A 19,264-nucleotide genomic window follows, 5' to 3' on the forward strand; every position below is an offset into this window, starting at 1 on the left:
ACCACCGGCGGCCGCAACTCCCCGCCTGGGTGAACACCCTTTTTCTACCGCCCCCGGATGGTTTCCCCGCCGTCGGCCTGATCGCGACCTCGGCGGGGAACCGGGCGAGCGGCCGGCCCACACCGATGCGGAATCACCTGGTGATGCCGTTCGCGGGGTGTTGCGGTAGCGGGCGAAGTCGGCCTCTCCCGCTGCGCAACCCGGCATCTGCTGCGTATTCTCTCGCGGGATTTCGATTTCCTCGATCGGACTTTGTGGCGGACCGCTGTCGCGGCGTTGAAGGTCGAAGGCTTGTCATACGTGGCGCCTGATTTCGGACGCCCAAGGCGCAACGCACCTCGCGTCGCTCCTCATCCGCTGGTTCGCCACGGGAATCGGCGCCGCAAACCCTGACGGTCGGAAAGCGCGACGGCCCGCCCGCATCCGGGTCTGCCGACACGCGAGATACCCACGCACGCCATGCGCCTCATCCCGTGCCGACCTCTGCGCGGGCCGGGATGGGCCATCGGGGGCCGGTGTCGGAGTCGCCCGCCCAGATGAACTGCTCGTCGTCGGCCGTGATGGTCATGCCGTGGTCGTACAAGCCGATCGCGCCCGCCTGGATCCACGCGTCCCACGCGGCCTCGAGTTCGTCGACGAGGCGACGCGGACCGCCCTGCGAGGCGATCGCGGGCCCGTTCGGTGGTGTGGAGATGGTCGCCCAGGACTCGGCGCCGTCGTGGAGGCGGGCGTGGACGCCGTGCGTGTCGGCGGTGGTGTCGAACAGGACGTCGGGCAGGCGCAGGCGCAGTGCCCACATCAGGTGGGCGTTGTCGTGCAGGGGGCGTGGGTCGCGGGTGAGGGGGCGTTGGTGGTCGGGGTCGCGGTCGGCGCGGATGTGGCGGTGGGTGGGGGTGGTGGGGGTTCCGCGGGCGTTCATGAATTGGGCGAGGCCGTGGAGCCATCCGCTCGCCGAGCCTCCGTCGTTGGCGGTGGTGAGGGCGAAGTAGCCCAGGCGGGTCCAGGGGAAGACGATGCCGCCGCCGGGGGTGGTCTGTTCGATCCAGGCGCGAGGGACGCGGTCGACCGCGTAGGTGGCGATCAGCCGGTCGTAGGGGGCGGCCGGGGCCCAGCCGAGGGCGCCGTTGCCGACCCGGACGTCCACGCGCGCTCCGGCGCGGGCCAGGGTCGCGGCAGCGCCGGTGGCGAGGGTGGGGGCGGTCTCGACGCTGGTGACGTGTCCGGTGGGTCCGACGCGGTGGGCGATCAGGGCGGCGTTCCAGCCGGTGCCGGTGCCCAACTCCAGGACGCGGTGGCCGGGTTCGAGGTCGAGGGAGTCGAGCATGTCGACGACGATCGACGTGCAGGACAGGGACGAGGAGGGGACGCCGTCGGTGATCTCGGTGATCGTCGCGTCGTCCGGGCCGGCGTGGACGAGCCGGGCCCAGGCGTGCGGGTCGCCGGCGCGGTGGACCCGGCGCCAGGCGTGGCCGTCCCAGGTCCACACGGTGTCCGGCGCGAACGCGTCGCGCGGCAGGTCCTCGACCGCGTCCCGCAGCCACGGGGAGTCTTTCGGCCACGCGTCGCCGGTGTCCATCGCCGCGAGCGCGCGGCGGCGATGGACACCGATGTCCTCCGGGTCGGCGTTCACTCCTGCCGGTCCTTCTTGTGCTTGCCTTTGGGGTCCTCGGGCTTCGGCACGCGACCGTCGCCATTCCCGGGAGGCGGATCGCCCTTGTCCAACGGCTGCTCCGGCTTGTTGTGCTCGCCCACCGCACAACACCCCCTGGGGTCGTCACGTTCCGGAGTCCCATGATGACGCGGAACACACCTCGAGGGGAACCCGCCGGCGGCGGGCGCGGTCACCCCTCGCGCCGTCGGCGTACCACGGGAAATCGAGGACCGCGGCACGCGCCGCGGCCAATATCGCCCGTCGAGCCGCCGATCGTCGATCGGCCCGCCGCCGACGCGCCCTTCGACCGTGTCGGTACTCGTCGCTGGTGAACGGCAGCGGGCCGAACTCAGCGTGGTCGGCGCGGGGTTCAGCGCATTGCCGGTTCAGCGGCACGAAGTCCACGACCGCGTCGACTCCGAGGTCCCGGAGGCGGTCGCGGAGCCCGGCGGGGTCGCCGAACGCGCCGTGCTCGACCGAGGGGTGATCGTGAGCGCCTTGGTGTTCACGGTATCGGGCGATGTGTCGAGGTCGAGCGGATCGCGGTCCGAGTACGACCTCGTCGGCCCTTGCGACCGAATGGCCGACTGCCCGGGACCCGATGGGGCGGGTCCCGGGCGCCGAGGACGGAGCGCGATGGTGGCGGTGGGTCCGGTGCGGTGTGCGCCGGTTCGGTGGGAGTGGGGTCAGAGGAAGGTGACGGTGACGGGTCCGGCAAGGGGCGTGTACCCGTCATCGTGCAGGTACCAGGCCGTGTAGGTTCCTGCGGGCAGCTTGCGGCCGGCCGTGAACCTGAGGGTGCCCGCGGTGCCGGGGGCGTACGTCCAGTCGGCGGCGTCGCCGTTGGCGGGGCCGGTGCCGGGGCCGTACAGGCCGATCCAGTTCTTGGGGGTGGCGGTCGCGGCCGGTGTCGCATAGTCGAGGGCGAGTTCGTTTCCTGCGGCGGCGGTCGGGTTGGCGGTTTTCAGCGTGGAGGTCGGGGCCGGGGCTGCGGGCACGGGCGCGGGGGCGTCGAGGTTGTAATAGGCGGCGACGCGGGCGGTGATGGTGTCGGTGTAGGGCACGAGTGTCGGGAAGCGGGCGGCGATCGTGGCCTTGGTGGCGGCGGTCAGTGCCGGGGCGCTGCCGGTGGAGCGGGTCAGGTACGGCTCCAGTTGCTTCATCAGGTGGTAGTCGCTGGTGATGCCGAGCGAGCCCAACGCCCGTGCCAAGGACGGTGTGGCGGTGGTGGTGTCGTGGACGCGGCTGACGAACGTCACCCGGTGCAGGACGCGCCAGCACGGGGGCTTGCGGTCGCTTTGTCGGGTCTGCCGCAGGGCGCGGGCGGCCGCGCCGGTGTCGCGATCCAGCCAGTCCGGATCGACGACCTTGCCGTAGAAGTCCTCGAAGTTGTCGGCGGAGCTGTCGAGGTAGAACGTGATGAACCGGTAGGCGTCGACGCGTCCGGGCACCAGGACCGGCTTGCCGTCGATGTCGAACACCGGCTTTCCGTTCTCCTGCTTCTGCAGGATGCGCCCGGGATCGGCGCTGACGTCCAGGCGGAACGTGAGCGAATCCCCCTTGGTCTTGCTGCGCGTGACCGTGTAGCCGCCGCCGAGCGTGGCGCTGCCGCTGAGGTTGACGCCGGAAGGTCCCATTTCGAAGTTCCCGAAGCCGCCGTGCTTCACACTGCTGCTCACGCTGTACTCGCCCGTGGTCACCTGGGTGACTTGGTCGGTGGTGGACGTCGTCTCCGAGAACAGGCCGCCCGCGGCCGTCCACACGTAGGTGTTGGCCATGTGGCGGCGCGCGGCGACCTGGGCACTGCGGCGGGCCACCTCGGGGTCCGCGGCGCCGGTGCCGAGACCGGAGCCGCCGTGTGCGCCGAGCATGCCGCCCAGGACACGTTCGGCTTGGGCCTGGACCGGGTTGCGGGCGGCGAAGGTGGAGCTGTCGGTGGAGACGGACTCGTAGAAGCTCTGGAGCTGCTGCTCCTCGCGCTGGATGCGCCGCTTGATGGCGTAGGCCTCGCGGGGGCGGTAATAGCTGCACTCGCCGCCGTCCCCGGCATGGGGGAACACGGGGTCCGGGAACGGTTGCATGGCCCCGGACGCGGCCTTGGGCGCGTAGCCGACGAGGCCGTCGAGCGTCCCCTGCTTCGTGTAGCGGGAGTTGATGGGGAAATCGATGATGTTCCAGTCCAGGGGGATGTCCGCGTTGGGGAGCATGCGGTAGGCGACCAGGACCCCGCTGTGGGCCAGGCGAAGGGCGTACACGTCGGCGGTCGCGGACTGCACGATCGCGAAGCCGGTGTTGGCCGGCACCCACCGCCGTCCGACGGCGGGGTTGACCTGTCCGCTTGCCGCGTCCTCCTCCCACTGTCCGTTGAGGGTGACTTTGCTGGTGCGCGTGGTCGCGGTGCTCTGCGAGACCTGGAGGTTGGTCGACCAGCTGTTGGCGAACTTGATTTCCGCCTCCACGGTCAGGCCGAACTTGACCTCGAGTGCGGGCTTGGCGGTACCGACGCCGAGCGGAGCGGCGACGACGTTGGTCTTGTCCTTGGCCCAGACTTCGATCGTCGCCTTCGCGGAGGCTTCGAGACTGCGTTTCTCGTTCTGGGAGAGCGTGTTGGTGACGGAATCCGCTTGGACGAAGGACACGGCCGCCTTGTCGGCATAGGTGGCGGCGGTGCCCCAGACCATGTTCTCGGACGGCATGGGCGGGGCGCCCTCGAGGAAGCCGACCAGTTGCGGGTCGAACTGTGCCTGCCCGACCCAGGTGGTGGTCAGCGCGCCGATCTTGTATCCGGTGCGCAGATGCCACCGGTGATTCCGGATGTACGCGTAGGCGCGCTTCATGACCCCGAACGGGTGGCCGTTGCTGTCGGCTTGCAGGTCGCCGTACTCGGAGACGGCGGGCATCGTGTCGATGGCGGTGTTGAAGGTGCTGACGATGCCGGTCAGCGCGGAGCGGACCTCGGCGGTGTCCGCGGAGATCGGCGCGCTGGAGATCACGTTCCGCGGCGGAGTGGAACCGGGGGTCAGGTCGTTGCCGCGCGGCCCGGCGTCCTTGACGTTGGCGCCGGGCATCGTGGAGGCGCCGTCGAACGGGTAGTAGGCGATGAGGTCGTTCTGTTCGCCGCGCAGGCGGCCGAACATGTTGTCCAGCACCTGCTCGCGGGTACGGCAGGTCCGCCACACCCGGACCTCGTCGAGTACCCCGGCGAAAACGCCCGTCGTCGCTGATGCGCCCTGCGCTTCGCCGGCGACCGTCGCCCGCGGCCTCCCGGCCGACGGCGGGTCATCGGCGAGTGCCGGGACAACCTCGGCCGATTCCGCGGCGCCGTCGATGTAGAAGGTGGCCTGATTGCCCTTCGGGTCGGGGGTGAGGATCCGCCGTGGGCCGCAGAGCTTGGCGGGGTACGCCCGGCACGCGTCCGCGGTGACCGGCCCGTCCTTCTCGGGGAAGTTCCACCACGCGAGCAGCCCGGGCGTATCGGCGCCGGTCGGGGCGCCGATCTGCTTGTCCTCGCGGACGATGTTCCAGATCCGCGCATACGTGAGGCACCCCCGCAGCCCTGCGGATTCTCGGCCCCGGCGGATGCGCCCGACCTCGCAGTTCTCGTCGTTGCCGACGGGCGGGGCGCCATCGAAGGTGTGCACCGCGGGGGCTGTGGGGGAACCGTCGGAGAGGTGGATCGTGATGGTCGCGTTGCCCTTGCCGTCGTTCTTGCGGGTGACGGCGACCCGGGTGACGGTCTTCGCTTTCATCGGGATCGTCGAGCGGAGGATTGTCACCCCTTTCTCGCCGGCCCCGGGTTCGAACGCAAACGCGACACGCCCGTCGGGTTCCACGTAAAGCGCGTACGGCACCGCCGTTCCCGCACGGCCTCCCTGCAGGGAACCCTTGCCGACGAGCCCGTGCACGACCCCGAGTCGGTCCAGGTATACACCTGCCTCGATGGTCAGGTCCCCGGTGAGATTCAGTCCGTCGGGTCCGCCCGCGTCCAGGTGGCCGCCGTCCATCGACATCGCCCAGTGCTGCTTGAACGCGAAGGCGACATGCGTCCAGTCACCGAACGGTGTGGCGGCCTGGGTGCGGAACTCCTGGTCTCCCACCGTCGCCACCGGCCGATAGCCGAGCAGCGGGGACTGAGCGCTCCGGTAGGGGCCTTGCAGCTTCCCGTCGTGCCCGTTGCCGGAGCGGTCGACGGTCAGCCGGTCGTCGAACTGCCAGTACGCCAACAGGCCGATCTCGTGGCCCCGCAGCCGGCGCCGCATGTTTGCCGTGATCTGCGCCGGGGTCCGCGCACTGTCCCACACCCGTACTTCGTCGATCCCGAACGTGGAAGGGTTCACCCCGACCTCGGCTCCGATGACGGTCTTGCCGTCGGGGCCGGTGTGTCGCATCGGTGCGAGCGGATTGTTGGAGTTCGGGTCGACCAGCGGCTGTGCGGTCCCGTTCCGGTAGACCAGGAATTCACCGGTGCTGTTCTTGTGGACGACACACCAGTGCTCCCAGGTGCCGACCGCAGCCCTGACGATGGTGGCGGCAACCATTGGGTTGGGTCCGTGAACTCCGACGACGAACCGATTCCCGTCAGCGAATCCGAGGGTCAGCGTGGTTCCCGTCCCGCCATGGATAGGGCTGCCGTTCGTGAACACGTGGCAGGCATCGGTGCCGTCCGGGCGGACCCACATCTCGACGGTGAAGTCGCGGCCGCCCAACCGCAGGCGATCTCCGCAGTCGACCCGAATGTCGCCGCCCAACTGCAGGCTCTGGTACAGGTGGCCGGTCATGAGGTTCATGCCGTAGCGCGGCGTCCCGGCGGGGGTGGCGTGCAGGACGGTGTACGCCACCATGGCGTTGGCAACCGGCCGCCTCAGATTCCGGCCGGCGCCGATCCCGGGGTCGACCCAGGCTTCCAGCGTGAGGTCCGCGTCCGTGGCGAAGTTCGCGGTGGACGAGGCGGACAGGGATTGGAAGTCGCCGTCGAACGACGGTGCGCGCCCGGGCGCGTGGCCGCGCCAGTGCGGTCCGACGCCGTCGGCGAGGTCGGCCGCGGTGCCGTCCGGTACGGCCGCGGTGGTGCCCAGACGGTTGACGGCGACGATCTGCGAGCCTCGTGACAGGTCGACACCGGGGACGGTGCAGGTGGCGTCGGCGTAGTCGTAGAGCACCGCGGTGACCTGCGTGCCGGGGGCCGCGGTCACCGTGGCGCCGATCACGCCGAACGTCGTGGCGCCGGCCGGGACCGCCGCCTCCAGCGTCCGGATCCGGCCGCCCACCGCCACCCGGCTTCCGACGGCCAGCGGTATCGTCGTCGGGGCGGCGAGTTCGACGAGCCGGTCCTTGACCGACCGCACGGTGCCCAGGACCGCCCCGGGCGGGAGGTTTCCGTTGAGGACCGCGGCGAACGACGCCGCGGCGCGGGGCACGCCCCGGAACGTCTCGGTGCGGAGCCCGCGGGTCACCGTGACGGTGCACAGGTCCGCGGCGGAGTCGGCGGTGACCCGGACGGCGAAGTCCCGCATCCGGGTGCCGGTGTCCCGGGCGACGAACTGCACGGAACCGCTGCCGATGCCGGTGCTGCGGGTGGCCCGGGAAACGAGGGTGGAGTAGTAGGCGCTGAAGAACTGGCCCGCGCCGCCCCGGAAGTACATGACGACGTCGCCGGTGGAGGAATCCGAAAGGAACGGCGCCTGGTCGGTCCAGGCGAACGCCAGCAGCGCGCCGAACACCGTCAGGCCCTGGCGGTCGGTCGACACCAGCGGCATGTCCACCACCGTGTCCCCGCCGCCGCGGGTACCGCCCGACACCGTCGCCAACCTGTCCTCGGCCGCCTCCAAGACCGCCTGGAAGGTGCCCAGCAGATGCTGTGCGGCCCGCGCGGCCCGCAAGCGCTCCTCCAAGCCGAACAGTTTCACATCGCGCGGGTCACCGAAGTCCCAGGTGGTGCGGCCGGGCGACGGGCTCGCGTTGAGTGCGGCGAACTCCGCGAGAATCTGCGGTATCTGGGCGGCGAGTGCGCGATCGGGAGCCATCACGGCCTGCGTCCGCGCCACGTTCGCTTCCGCGTCCGCGATCTCCGCGGGATCCCCCACCGACGCGGTGCTGCCGCGTTCGGGCAGCGTGAGCGAAGCCGGGGCCGAGGCGAGGCGCCCGTCCCGGGTGACACCGAAGTCCACCGTCGCGACATAGCTGCGGCTCGCGTCACCGCCCGCAGGCGCGGGGCCGGTGGTGCCGTAGGCCAGCAGCAGCCGGGTCTGGCTCTTCTCCTGCGTCACCGTGGTGCCGTAGCCGGATATGGCGGGTTCCTGCTGGGAGTACAGCGTTGCGGCGAGCCCCGTCGACGCCTTGCGGCCGGCGACCCGGAAAACGTCCCGCGCCAGCCCCGGACCGTCCCCGACCGGTGCGCCGGAGGCGACCCACTCCGGGGTGTTGCGCGCCTCGGCGTCGCGCCGCGCCCGGGTATGGTCGCCGACGACGGCGCCGGTACCTTCGTCGAACCGGTAGTACGCGGCCAGACCGGGCTCGATCCCGGGCAACCGGCGTCCGCGGTCGGCGAATTCGGGTGCCTGCCGGGCACGATCCCAGAGTCGGACTTCGTCGATGTCGCCCACGAAGCCCACCTCGGGCGCGTCCGCGACCAGCCGTGCGCCCAGGGTGGTTGCCCACCCCGCACTCGGCACGACGGTCGCCGCGACACCGCCGACCTTGTCGCCGTCCACGTACAGCACGGCGTTGCGGCCGTCGAACACGGCGGCGACGTGCGTGTGGACACCGAGCGGAACCTGCGTGCCGGACACCACCCGGACGCCCCGGAACTCCGCGGCCGGCCGGCGGTCCGCGTCCAGCTCCAGCACGAATCCACCGGTGGGAGAACCCATCGCGGGCTGCGCCACGATCGTGCCCGACGCGGCCGCCGGTTTGACCCACGCCTCGACGGTGAAGCCCGCGGGCGCGGCGGCACCGCCGGCGGCCGGGAGCGCGGGTACCCGAACGTGAGTGCCCTTGGCCGCCTCGAACCGCAGCGCGGTCCCCGCCCGGTCGCCCGCCGCGGTCGTCAGCACCAGCGGCCGCTTGGTGAACGGGCACATCCCCGGCGCGCGTTCGAGCACCGATCCGACGAACCTCGGGTCCGGACTGGTGTACAGCTCCGCACCGGTCACGTCGAACAGGCCGTCCTCGCGCTGGGCGCAGTTGTAGCCCTCCACGCCGCCGGCCGCGTTCGTGGCGAACAACTGCCACCGGAACTTCCCCGCGACCGCGGTGGGAATCAGCACCGCGGCGAACTGCCCGTCCCGCACCGGCCCGACGAACGACAACTTGGACGTCGGCTCGTAGAACGGGTTCCCTTCCATGTCCCGGGTGCCGAGCGTGTCGCTCTCCGACGCGCCGCCCGCTTTCGACCGGGACCGCTGGTAGCGCACTTCCACGACCGGCTTCAGGACCGCGCCCACCAGGACGAACCGGTCGCACAACAGCGACCGGTCCACCAGCCCGGCCGGGGTCGTGCCGGTGCCGGCCGAAGCGCTGCCGGCCGCGTCCTCGTGCGACGCCTCGACCGACTGCCGGAACAGGATGATGTAGCGGCCGTCCGAGAGCACCTGGAACGGCTGCGCGGCGCTCAACCGCGCCGTGGTGGACAGGAAGGGGTCACGTTCGTCCGGGGGCACCAGCTTGCCGACCGACTCCGTCCGGCTGCCCTTGCGCACGATCGGCATCTGCAGCGGTCCCGGCGAACCGACACCCGCCGCCGTCGCGCCCGGCGCCGCCACGTCGGCCAGTTCACCGGGGAACGGCACCGGCGCCGGCTCCTCGTTCCAGTACTTCGCGTCCAACGGTCCGCGCTTCGCCGACGCCTGCTCCAGATCCAGGACCGTGTAGCAGATCCGCCGCTGGTCGTCCATCGCGAACGCCACCGTGGTACCGCCGTGCCGCACCATCGTCGTGCTCAGGTACCGGCGATCCCGGTAGACCCTCACCGAGCCCTCGTCGAAAACCACGAACCCCCCAAAAACTCGTGCCCGCGCGCAGGCGGGCGTCACGGCGGCACGCGGGGCTCCCGCGACGCGCCTCGGCACAGGCCGAAGCCGCACGCGGCAGGCCGCACACGGAAGCAAGGAACGCACATCACAAGACGACGCGGCCGACCGGCCGCCGCACACCCACGTCGACGGACACGAGGCCCCACCAGCCCCGCGACCCGTTGCCACCCGGTGTCACAACGGACACCCAAAGCCCCTACCCACCAACGCAGTCGACGGCAAACGCTACCCACCGAACAACAACCGGAGCAGGAACAACCGTTCGCCTTCACCAAACCCACACAACATCGAAAACCTCCAGCCTCGATCGGCGAAATCCCTGCGACGATTCGCCGTGGAGCCTTCGCGTATGCACCCGCCGGCGCGGCCTCGACGTCCCGGCGCTGAGGACTATCAAGGACTCGGTGTACACCCTGAGCAAAGGGAGGGTCTGTAAATCGAACGGTGGACCGGGTGGCTCGGGTCCAGCGGCGTGTGCGCACGCCGGCGAAGTTCGGCCTCGGGGAAACCACATGGGCCGAATGGGCCGAGATACCCCTTCCGGCCGGTGATCGGGTGCTGTCTGATGGGGCGAGGCGTCCGGGAACACGACGCCCGCGGACACCTGGGGGATGGATGTCGACCGGTACCGGACCCGCCATGGATCCCTGGGCGCAGCGGCGGGTTTCCGTGAGTGGTGTGACGTTGCGGCTTCCGGCGGTGGTGTTGGTGTTCGTGGTGGTGGATCTGGCGTGGGAGGTGGTGAAGGCGAATCTGGATCGTGGGGTTCGGGGGGAGTGGCCGTGGCGGTTCACGGTGTTGGACGTGTCTTCGTGTGCCACGCTGGTGACGTTGTTGGGTGGGATTGTGGTGACCCGGGTTCAGTTGTCGCATACGTTGCGTCCGGTTTTGAGTTGGTCCGGGTTCAGGGGTGACAGTCATCAGGTGGTGGATTCGCGCCGGACGGTGATGGTACGGAACGCGGGGGGCGGGCGAGCGGTGGTGTGTTCGGTGTCGTATCGGCTGCGGGCGGCCGAGGCGTACGCGGGTCGGGTCGCGGAGCCGCCGGGGTGGGTTCATTTCAATGTCGTTGTCGACTTCTTCGAGGCGCTCGGGCTCGAGCGGGATCGGGATTTCTTCCTCCTGCATGTCGGGGCCGGTGCGGCGATACCGATGTCGAGCAACTGGCGTGACGGCATGGAGCTTCTCGCATTGAATGCCAAAGGCCGGGAGCGGCTGTCCGTGGTTGACATCAGGCTCGTGGTCTGCGATGTCCTGGGTGACACTCACCAACGTGATCTCCACGGCATCCGCCCGAGTGTTACCAGCTCTGCCACGTGACGGCCCGTCCGAGCGCACGAACGCGGACGGCTCCTCGCATCGGGTCGGCGACGACGCCCTGCGGGCCGGCCTCATCGCTGCGACCGAGAAGCATCTTGCGGCGTGGGCGGACACGCTCACGCCGCACGTTCGCCGCTGTGGGCGCCGAGGACTTCGCCGTGCTGGACCGCAAGGGGGGAGAGTGCACGATGCTGGCCGGGCGCGGGAGGGGCCCGCGCGGCTGGAGGATCGCACCGTGGTGTTCGAGTTCGAGGACGATCCGTTGCGGGCACGGGTGCTGTCGATGCTGGGCGCGGTCCGCGTGGCGGACACCGCGCAGTTGCATCTCGCGTTGACGCCGGATCTGGCGTCGGGGGCGGACGTGGGTGTGGCACCCGACCGAGGCGGGCCGGCGCGCCCTGATCGAGGCCGGGGCGCCCGAGCGACGGCGCGCGGCTACCGGCGAGGCGGCGCTGCGCAACGGGTTGGCCGCGCGCGCTCACCGTGACGGCGACCGCGATCGAGTTCGCCCGGCACGGGTGGGGGTCGATCACGGACTGGGCGGTGGAGGTGGCGCACTCCGCCGCGAACTCGCCCGACGCGACTACGCCACCGCCGGCGAGGACATCCACGCCTACTACGCCGAAGGCGGCAAACAGGGAAAACCCAAACCGACACCGTCTCGCTGAACCCGCCTCGAACGACGACGCGCCCACGTCGATTCCGCGACGACCACGGGTTTCCCGGTTGCCGCCGCAGCGGCAACCGGGAGGCACGGGGGTCAGTCCCGGGTCAGGGTGCGCAGGAGCCATTCGCCCAGTGCGCGGGCCAGGCCCGCCGCGACCGCGGCGCCCAGTGTCCGCGTCCAGCGTGTGCGGGCCCGCCCGGAACCGGGGGCGGAGGTTCGGTCGTTCGTGTCGTCGTGATGCATCGCGGTGCCCCTTCGGGAGTCGGGTCGGGTGTGGTCTCGGCGCCGTGTGTCCACCGTCGCGGCACCGGGCGTGGGCAGGTCTCCAGATCGCACGGCGCCGGTCGAAGGTCGTGCGCGTACGACAGCAAGTCGTGCGCGATCGATCACCGAACCGCCTGCGGGAATCCGGGCCGACGCGCCAGAATTGGCGCAACCTGGCGGGAGTTGGCACACGAGGGGGCGCCCGGATGGCGATCGCGATGCCCGACGAGAACGCGTTGCCGGCCGGACCGCGGCGGGACCTGGTGGAGGCGGTGCACGCGTTGTACCGCGACGCCGGACGACCCGGCACGCGCGCGATGGCCGACGCCATCACCAGGGATCAGTCCCTGGACGCGACGATCGCGCACGAGACGCTCAACCACCTCCTGCACGGGCGGGCCGTCCCCGACTGGCGGCGCCTGGAATCCACCGTGCGCCACCTCGCGAAGAACTCGGTCCACCGCCCGGACCCCGACGCCGTAGCCCTGCGCTTCCACGCCCTGTGGGACACCGAACGCGACGCCCGCACCCCGAACCCCGTGCCGACGCCGGTCCCCCGCCTCGCCGATCCATCGGCCACGGCGCGCACACCGGACCCGAACCACGGAGGCGAACCACCGCCGGACGCGGAAACGCCTCCCCCGGCCACTCCCGAACCGTCGCCGGGGACACCGACATCACGCGCCCCGCAACCCGGCCGGGCGGAGCGGACGCACCTGCGGGCGTTGGAGCTGTACCGCGAACTCGGCGACGCCGACGGTCAGGCCACCGCGCTGGACGCGTTGGCCGACATCAAGCGCACGCACGGTCGAGGCGCCGAGGAGGAGGAACTGCGCTTGCGGACTATCACGTTGTACCGCGACGCCGGCCGGCACACGGCGCACGCCGGCGCTCTGGTGCGACTCGGCTGGGCACGACGCTGGCGACACGACTACCTCGGCGCCGCACACACGCATCGACAGGCACTCGAACTCCACGAGCAACTCGACGATCGCCCGGGGCGAGCCGACGCGCTTCTGGGACTGGGCATCGCGCTCCTGCTCGCGGGCGATCACGCGGACGCCGAACCGGTCCTGCGCGAAAGCCGGGAGTGCAACCGCACGCTCGAGCGTCGACAGCAGCAGGCCGAGGCCACGCTGAACCTGGGCAGCGCCCTGGGAAAACGGGGCGACCTCGAAGGCGCCGAGGCCCTCCACGCCCAGGCCCTCGAGCTCTACCGCGACCTCGACGACCGCCACGCCCGGGCCCGCGGCCTCGACGCCCTGGGCGACGCCCGACGCTCCCTCGACGACCCCGCGGGCGCCGAACCCCTACATGCCGAAGCCCTCGGGTTGTACCGGGACGTCGGCGACCGCTACGGCCAGGCCAACGCCCTCACCGGCCAAGGCCGGGCACTCCGGGCCCTCGGGAACCACACCGAAGCCGAACCCCTGCACCGCGAGGCCCACCGATTGTGGGAGGAAGCGGGCAGCCACCGCGGCCGCGCCGTCGCCCTCCTCGACCTGAGCCACATCCGAAACGCGCTCGGCGACCACTCCCAAGCCACGTCGCTGCAACGACAGGCACTCGAACTGTTCACCGAACTCGACGACGACCACAGCCGCGCCGACACCCTTCTGGCCCTGGGATGCACCCATCAACACCTGGGCGACCACACCGGCGCGGAACCCCTCCTCGAACAGGCCCTCGACCTGTACCGCGCACTCGGCAACCGCGCCCAACAAGCCCGGACACTCACCGCCCTCGGCCACACCCACCACGCCCTCGACCGATAGACACACCACCACACCGACCCCACATCCCTCACACCCGGCGGACTCGGCATCCCGTCCCACCGCCTTCATCGAACGCGACGTCCCCACCGACGAAGACCGACAACGCGAGGAGTCGCGCGTCCTCCTTCGTCGCGCGCCCTGACGACCGGGACGGTGCCGCGGGGACCGAGCGGGCGCCACCCGGCGTCTCGCCGATGGGTGACGCTTTCGCTACCGGCGCAGGTCACCGCACTGCCCGGCCGGCATCCCGATCCCGACGCGATCCAGGTGCCGCCGAAGCACGACGAGACACGTGAACGGCGCCGTCCTCGAATGCGGGTGGGGGGAAACCCGCGCCGACACCAAGCCGCCGAACCCGGATCCCGCGTGGCGGCCAAAAGAGCCGAAAGGACCGGCTCCAAGCTCACGCGCTGCGATGCTGAACCCACGAAAAGTCTCGACGTCCGGACACCACATCCGACGCGGAGTGAGAGGCGAAGGCGATGACCGAACCCGACTACGGCTTCTGGCACACGCCCTACGACTCCGAGCGTGCGTTCATGGAGCCAGGCAGGGTCCCCTACCTCCACCAGCAAGTGATCATCGAAATGCAGCTCGACGGGGCCGCACGCGAAGTCGACATCCACCCCACGTCGGTCAGGAGGGCCGCCCTCGACGACGGCGGCGAGATCCTGGAGTTCACGGTGAACGCGTCGACCCAGGTCGCGGGACAGGCCCGGAACGTTCGGGTCGGACGGATCTGGATCACGGTTCCCCCCGGCGCGAATGCGGTCCCGAAGCTCGTCAAGATAACCCCGGTATAGGCGTTTGCACCCGGAAAGAGTCGCCTCACGGCGGAAGGCGCACTGTGACTCCGGCGAACCGCCCGGTCCCGACCGCCCGAGGTCAGCAGGACGCGGCGGTGAGTGCGTCGGGCAGACCGCGGCAGGGCTGGGGGACGCCCGGATAGTCGTCATCGCCCTCGACGCGCAGCCTGCGCATCACCGTCTCCAGGTGGTGGGGCAGTCGGGGACGGTCGCCGCGTTCGCACTGGGCCCGGGTGGTCTCGCGGGCGTCGGCGGGCAGGAGCGGGCGGTCGTCCTCGGTGGGTGTGAACGGCGGGAATGGGGTGGCCCGGGTGAGGGCGGACAACACCCGGGCCTGGTCGAGCCAGTAGTCGGCGTCGCGGGCCTCGCCGCGGCTGCGGTGTTTGAGGTACAGGCACCACGCGGCGTGGTGGCTGCCGCCGCCGGCGGCGAACCGCCACCAGAACATCGCCCCCTCGTCCCGGCCGGACACGTGCAGCAGGCAGGCGAACACGAGCGCGCCGCGGGGGTCGATCAGCCGGTGGTCGTTGACCAGGCGGCCGAGACGGGCCGCGGCCTTGGGCGAGGTGAGCACCAGGACGTCGGTGACGGCGAGTTGGCGGGCGGCGCGTTCGTGCCGGGGCAGGTCCGGCCCGGCCGCGTGGGAGGGCGGGTCGGCGGCGCGGTCGTCGTCCAGGTCGCGGGCGAGGGGCTCCCGCTCGGCGGCCAGGTCGAGGTCCTCGTACTCGCAGACCAGGACACGGGCCGTCGCCAGGACGTCCTCGATCGTCCGTTCCACGCCCTTCCCGCGCACGTTCACTCTCCCTCGACCTCCGGGTCCTCCAGCCCCAACTCCCGGGCCGAGGTCCGTTTCGCCCACCGTACGTGCGACCGCACGGTGGTTTCCGCAACTCCCGGAATGTGCCCCGTGCGCGCGTCGGAGTACCCCAGGAGCAGCGGGCCGGCACGCCGGTCTTGAACCGGTGGGCCGCCTCGATCCCGGCCGGCAGTGCGCTCGCGTCGTGCGCGGTGACGGCCGCGTCCATGGCCGCGGTGTGCCCGGCGATGTCGACCGCCTGGCCGCCGTGCGCTGCCCGCAGTGCTCGTACGCACCGCTGGTAGACGCGCAGCCGCAGGGAGTCGTCCGGCGGCAGGAGGTCTTCGAAGACGCGGTCGAAGACGAAGTAGGCGGCTGTGGCGGCGTTGATCGCGGTCGGGACTCCGTAGACGGTGTGGACCAGTGTCTTGCCCGGGGTGTCGACGCTGAGGGCGAGGTGGTGCCAGCGGCCGTCGAGGACCGATTCCGGTGAGGTGATCGGCGCGGGGGTGCCGTTCCAGACCTCGCCGCGCAGTTGGCCGTCGGTGCCGACGTAGAGCATGGGTGTGGCCGGTGTGTCGGGGTTCGTGTACGGGAGTTCCTGGGTGGAGTAGCCCATCAGCACACCCGGGCCCTCGGCTTGGAACCACATTTCCACGGTGAATTGTGGGACGCCCGTCAGTTGGTCCTTGGGCAGGCGGATGTTCGATGCGGTGCCGTCGAAGCCCGCCGCTCGGTCGCCGCCGGGGCCGAAGGCGCCCACGACGCCCTGTCGGACGTCCCAGGCACCGGCGGCGTCGGTGGCGGGTCCGGGCACGAGGTCGATCGGCGCGGTGGCGCTGTCGGTGAGCGTGAGAGGCCAGTATCCGGTCGGGCCGGAAGCGAGGATCGTCCTGCGGTAGTCCGCCGCCAGGTCCTGGGCCGCGCTCGCGTGTGCGGCGGCGGTGGTCGCGTCCAGGCTCTTGCGGTAGACGGCGACTTCGTCGATCTGCCCGTAGAAGTGTCCGTCGCCCGGCGGCGCCTTCTCGTATCCGGCCGTGGTTCCGGCGCCGATGAAGTTGCGCAGGCTCCTCTCGTGGAAGACCGCGCCGCTGATCGTGCCGGCCGCCACCCCGTCGAGGTAGAGGGTGTGGACGAGGCCGTCGGTGGTCAGTACGACGTGATGCCAGTAATCGTCGGTCACCGATGCCTCGGTGACGATCTGTGGAAGGGCGGTTCCGCTGGTCGTGAAGAACTTGCCGCGGAGTTTCCCGTCGGTGTCGACGTACAGGGCGGGTGTGTAGGTCGTCTGGGGCTCGCCGATCCCGGCGAACAACACGCCCGGCGTCGACGTGCGGAAGGACAACTCGATGGTGGCCTGGGAGGAGCCGTGGATCAGGCCCTGCGGCAGTTCGATGTAGGACGTGGTGCCGTTGAAGTCCGCGGAGCCCTCGTCCTCCGTGGTGCCCACGGGGTAGCCGGTCGTGTCGTGGGCGCGTCCGGCGCCGTTGGTGCCGGGGGTGCCCTGCTGGGAGTCGACGCGGGCTCCGGAGGTCTCGTTGAGTCGGTAGTACGACCACGGGCCCGAGGACGTGACCGCCGCCCGGTACGCGGGGGCGGTGTTCGGGACCGCCGCGCTTCGCGCCGCGAAGTGTTCGGTCACCGCGCTCGCGTCGATCGCGCGGTCGTAGACCGCCACTTCGTCGATCGACCCGTCGAAGCGGTTGGCGGTGCCGGGGGCTTCCGGCCGGCCGGTGGCAAATCCGGCGCCCAGGTATACGCGGCTCGAACTCTCTTGATTGACCGCTCCGTTGACGGTGCCCGTCTTGGTGCCGTCCAGGTAGAGCGTCTGCATGGATCCGTCGGGGTGTCCGAGGATCACTCCGGGCTTGTCGGTCTTGAACCAAAGCTCGAGGGAGAGTCGGGGCATCGTCCGCAGCAGGTTCTGCGGCAGTTCGACCCAGGAGGTGGTGCCGTTGAACTCGGCCGCCGTGTCGTCGCCACCCGCAAACGCACCGGCGCGGCCGGGGATAACCTCGTGGTAGGTGCCGGGTCCGGCGTTGCCCGAGGTGTTGCGCGCGGTGGTGCCGTTCTGCTCGCCGATGCGGTAGTAGGCGACCGGCGTGGAGGCGGTGACGGCGCTCGCGTAGGCGGCGGAGGATGCCGTGTAGGTGGGCTGGGACAACTTCCACGCGCCGCCGTTGACGTCGGTGACCTGCGTGACGCGGTCGGTGCGGGCGTCGTAGGCGACCTCGGCGTGGGTGCGGCCGGACGGCAGCGTGACCTTGGTCAACTGGGTGGCCGCGGCACGCGCCGCGTAATGCTCGGCCACGTCGCGGTGCTGCAGGTGCCGGTTTAGCAGTAGGACCCGGACCAGGGCCTTGCGGCCGTCGGTCTCACCCAAGGTTGCTTCGCGGTGGACCACAGCGCTTCGTGGGCAGAGGTGAACGTGCCGTCGCGGCGGGCCTGGTCGAGGGCTTCGGAGCCGGCCGGCGCTCCGGGCTTGGCGAGCAGGACCTCGAGGAAGTGGTCCAGGACCACACGAGATGACGAGCTCGTTGGACCGCAGCAGCACGTGGACGGTGCGGCCGATGAACCGGACCGGGACCGAGTAGCGGCAGACCCGAACGGCCACCATGCTGTAGCGGTCGACGCGTGGGCTCAGTGTCAGGTCTAGAAGGACACGTCCGGCAGCGGCAGCAGCAACGGGGCTTCGCGGACGAAGTCCTGGCCGATGGAACGGATCCGCATCCCGATCCGCCTTGCCTCCTCGGCTCGCTCGAACTCCGCGAACGCGGCGTTGAGCGCATCGAGGCTGTCGATGCGCGGGATTGGGGTCAGGAAGTTGCGGCGCCAATAGCCGATCTCCCCCTCCGCCCCGCCCTTCTCGTGCGCGCCGCGGAGTCCGGGCTCGCAGTAGAAGGGGCTGATCGAGTAGTGCCGCCGAAAGTCGGCCCAGCGCGGATGCTCCTCACGTGACCGGCTCTTGTGCATCACCCGGGAGACCGCCGGGGAGAGGTTGTCGTAGCGGGTCTGGCCGGCCGGGACACCGCCCAGCGTGCGGAACGCGTGCACGTGGCCGTCGAAGAACGCCTCCTGCCCGCAGGACGCCGTGATGCGGTGCACGGCCTTGCCGGAATAGGCCGGCCGGAACGCGAACAGGTAGCACTTGGTGCGGCTTCCAGCCAGGTCCACCCACACCTCGCCGAAGTCGACCTCCGCGTCCATCCCGGGCTGGTTTGTGGCGGATCACGAACCCTGCGGTCGGCGCCGCCCCCGCGGCCTCGGCGATTTCCCGGCGGCGCCGGCTCACGTAGTCCCACACCGTCGAATAGGCGACGTCCGCACCGGCCTCCTGCCGCAGCCGCGCCAGGATCCGCGTCACGGTGTGCCGTTGCTTGGGTGGGCGTCCAAGTCGTCCTGGAGCCACTGGTCGATCGTCTTCTTGAACGGCTCCAGCTTGGGCGGGCGCCGACGCGGCGTGCGACGCGGAGCGAGTTGCGTGACCGGATGGCCGAAGGCGACCGTGCGTGGCCGCGGGCACGGAAGTCGAGGATGGACAGGTGCAGTCGGGTCTCCTGCGGACTGTCGGCGGGCGGAAGGTGTCGGCGGTGGGCGTCCGCCGGTTGCTCGGGGAGCGCCTTGGTCACGGGCGTGTCGGGTTGCGGCTGGGGTCGAGCGCGGTGGCCCGGGCCAGGCGCATGACGTCGGCGTGTGGGTCCGGATGGTCGGGGATGCGGGGGTCGCGGGTGAGGTGGGCGTGGGGTTCGGCGTCCAGGAGGGTGCGGTAGGTGTGCAGGGCCGTGCGGCGGGCGGCGAACACGTCGTCGATCAGGGCCGGTCCGCCGGGAAGCCGCCGGTGGGGCCAGTCGTGGGTGGGGTCGATCAGGTGGGCGGCCTGTCGGGCGTGGCCGCGGGGGACGGGTCTGGGGTGGGTCGTGCGCGGTCGTGCGGCCAGGTGGCCCAAGGCCAGGCT

The 19,264-nt window shown here is 71.0% G+C and carries 11 protein-coding genes and 1 pseudogene; 4 read left to right on the forward strand and 8 right to left on the reverse strand.

Going from position 1 to position 19,264, the window contains the following annotated elements:
- Positions 1-466: 466 nt before the first annotated feature.
- The 3 genes from ACWGR4_RS42370 to ACWGR4_RS42380 all read right to left on the reverse strand — a co-directional run bounded on the left by ACWGR4_RS42370 (position 467) and on the right by ACWGR4_RS42380 (position 9,801).
- On the reverse strand, positions 467-1,630 hold the full coding sequence (locus ACWGR4_RS42370) for a methyltransferase domain-containing protein (RefSeq protein ID WP_452130599.1): 1,164 nt from the start codon (positions 1,628-1,630) through the stop codon (positions 467-469).
- Complete coding sequence (locus ACWGR4_RS42375) at positions 1,627-1,752, reverse strand: hypothetical protein (RefSeq protein ID WP_395797717.1); 126 nt, start codon at positions 1,750-1,752, stop codon at positions 1,627-1,629. The genes ACWGR4_RS42370 and ACWGR4_RS42375 overlap by 4 nt, the downstream gene beginning before the upstream one ends.
- Before the next feature lie 585 nt (positions 1,753-2,337).
- A complete protein-coding gene (locus ACWGR4_RS42380) occupies positions 2,338-9,801 on the reverse strand; it encodes a LamG-like jellyroll fold domain-containing protein (RefSeq protein ID WP_452130600.1) in 7,464 nt (2,487 codons plus the stop codon).
- A 519-nt stretch (positions 9,802-10,320) separates the two neighbouring features.
- On the opposite strand from ACWGR4_RS42380, the gene ACWGR4_RS42385 reads away from it, so the two are divergent.
- Both ACWGR4_RS42385 and ACWGR4_RS42390 read left to right on the forward strand, forming a co-directional pair.
- On the forward strand, positions 10,321-11,001 hold the full coding sequence (locus ACWGR4_RS42385; RefSeq protein WP_380000109.1) for a hypothetical protein: 681 nt from the start codon (positions 10,321-10,323) through the stop codon (positions 10,999-11,001).
- 365 nt (positions 11,002-11,366) lie between these two features.
- A complete protein-coding gene (locus ACWGR4_RS42390) occupies positions 11,367-11,669 on the forward strand; it encodes a hypothetical protein (protein WP_452134321.1) in 303 nt (100 codons plus the stop codon).
- 92 nt (positions 11,670-11,761) lie between these two features.
- Here the strand turns inward: ACWGR4_RS42390 and ACWGR4_RS42395 are convergent, their stop codons facing one another.
- Positions 11,762-11,911 (reverse strand): hypothetical protein, encoded by a 150-nt coding sequence (locus ACWGR4_RS42395; protein WP_452132040.1) that lies wholly within the window; start codon positions 11,909-11,911, stop codon positions 11,762-11,764.
- Positions 11,912-12,138: 227 nt separating this feature from the next.
- On the opposite strand from ACWGR4_RS42395, the gene ACWGR4_RS42400 reads away from it, so the two are divergent.
- Both ACWGR4_RS42400 and ACWGR4_RS42405 read left to right on the forward strand, forming a co-directional pair.
- Entirely contained in the window at positions 12,139-13,707 is a 1,569-nt protein-coding gene (locus ACWGR4_RS42400) for a tetratricopeptide repeat protein (protein ID WP_452132041.1), read from the forward strand.
- Positions 13,708-14,189: 482 nt separating this feature from the next.
- Positions 14,190-14,510, forward strand: coding sequence for a hypothetical protein (locus tag ACWGR4_RS42405; RefSeq protein ID WP_452132042.1), 321 nt, complete (start codon positions 14,190-14,192; stop codon positions 14,508-14,510).
- Positions 14,511-14,659: 149 nt separating this feature from the next.
- Here the strand turns inward: ACWGR4_RS42405 and ACWGR4_RS42410 are convergent, their stop codons facing one another.
- From ACWGR4_RS42410 to ACWGR4_RS42425, 4 genes and pseudogenes are all read right to left on the reverse strand, one after another.
- Entirely contained in the window at positions 14,660-17,692 is a 3,033-nt protein-coding gene (locus ACWGR4_RS42410; RefSeq protein ID WP_452132062.1) for a LamG-like jellyroll fold domain-containing protein, read from the reverse strand.
- A gap of 144 nt (positions 17,693-17,836) precedes the next feature.
- Positions 17,837-17,959, reverse strand: a pseudogene (locus ACWGR4_RS42415) (Mu transposase domain-containing protein); the annotation flags it as partial.
- Between the two features lie 2 nt (positions 17,960-17,961).
- On the reverse strand, positions 17,962-18,516 hold the full coding sequence (locus ACWGR4_RS42420; RefSeq protein ID WP_452132043.1) for a hypothetical protein: 555 nt from the start codon (positions 18,514-18,516) through the stop codon (positions 17,962-17,964).
- A gap of 418 nt (positions 18,517-18,934) precedes the next feature.
- Positions 18,935-19,255 carry a hypothetical protein gene (locus tag ACWGR4_RS42425; protein WP_452132044.1) on the reverse strand — a complete coding sequence of 107 codons (321 nt, stop codon included), beginning with the start codon at positions 19,253-19,255 and terminating at the stop codon, positions 18,935-18,937.
- Positions 19,256-19,264: the final 9 nt, after the last annotated feature.

It is taken from the genome of Embleya sp. NPDC055664 (assembly GCF_053618075.1).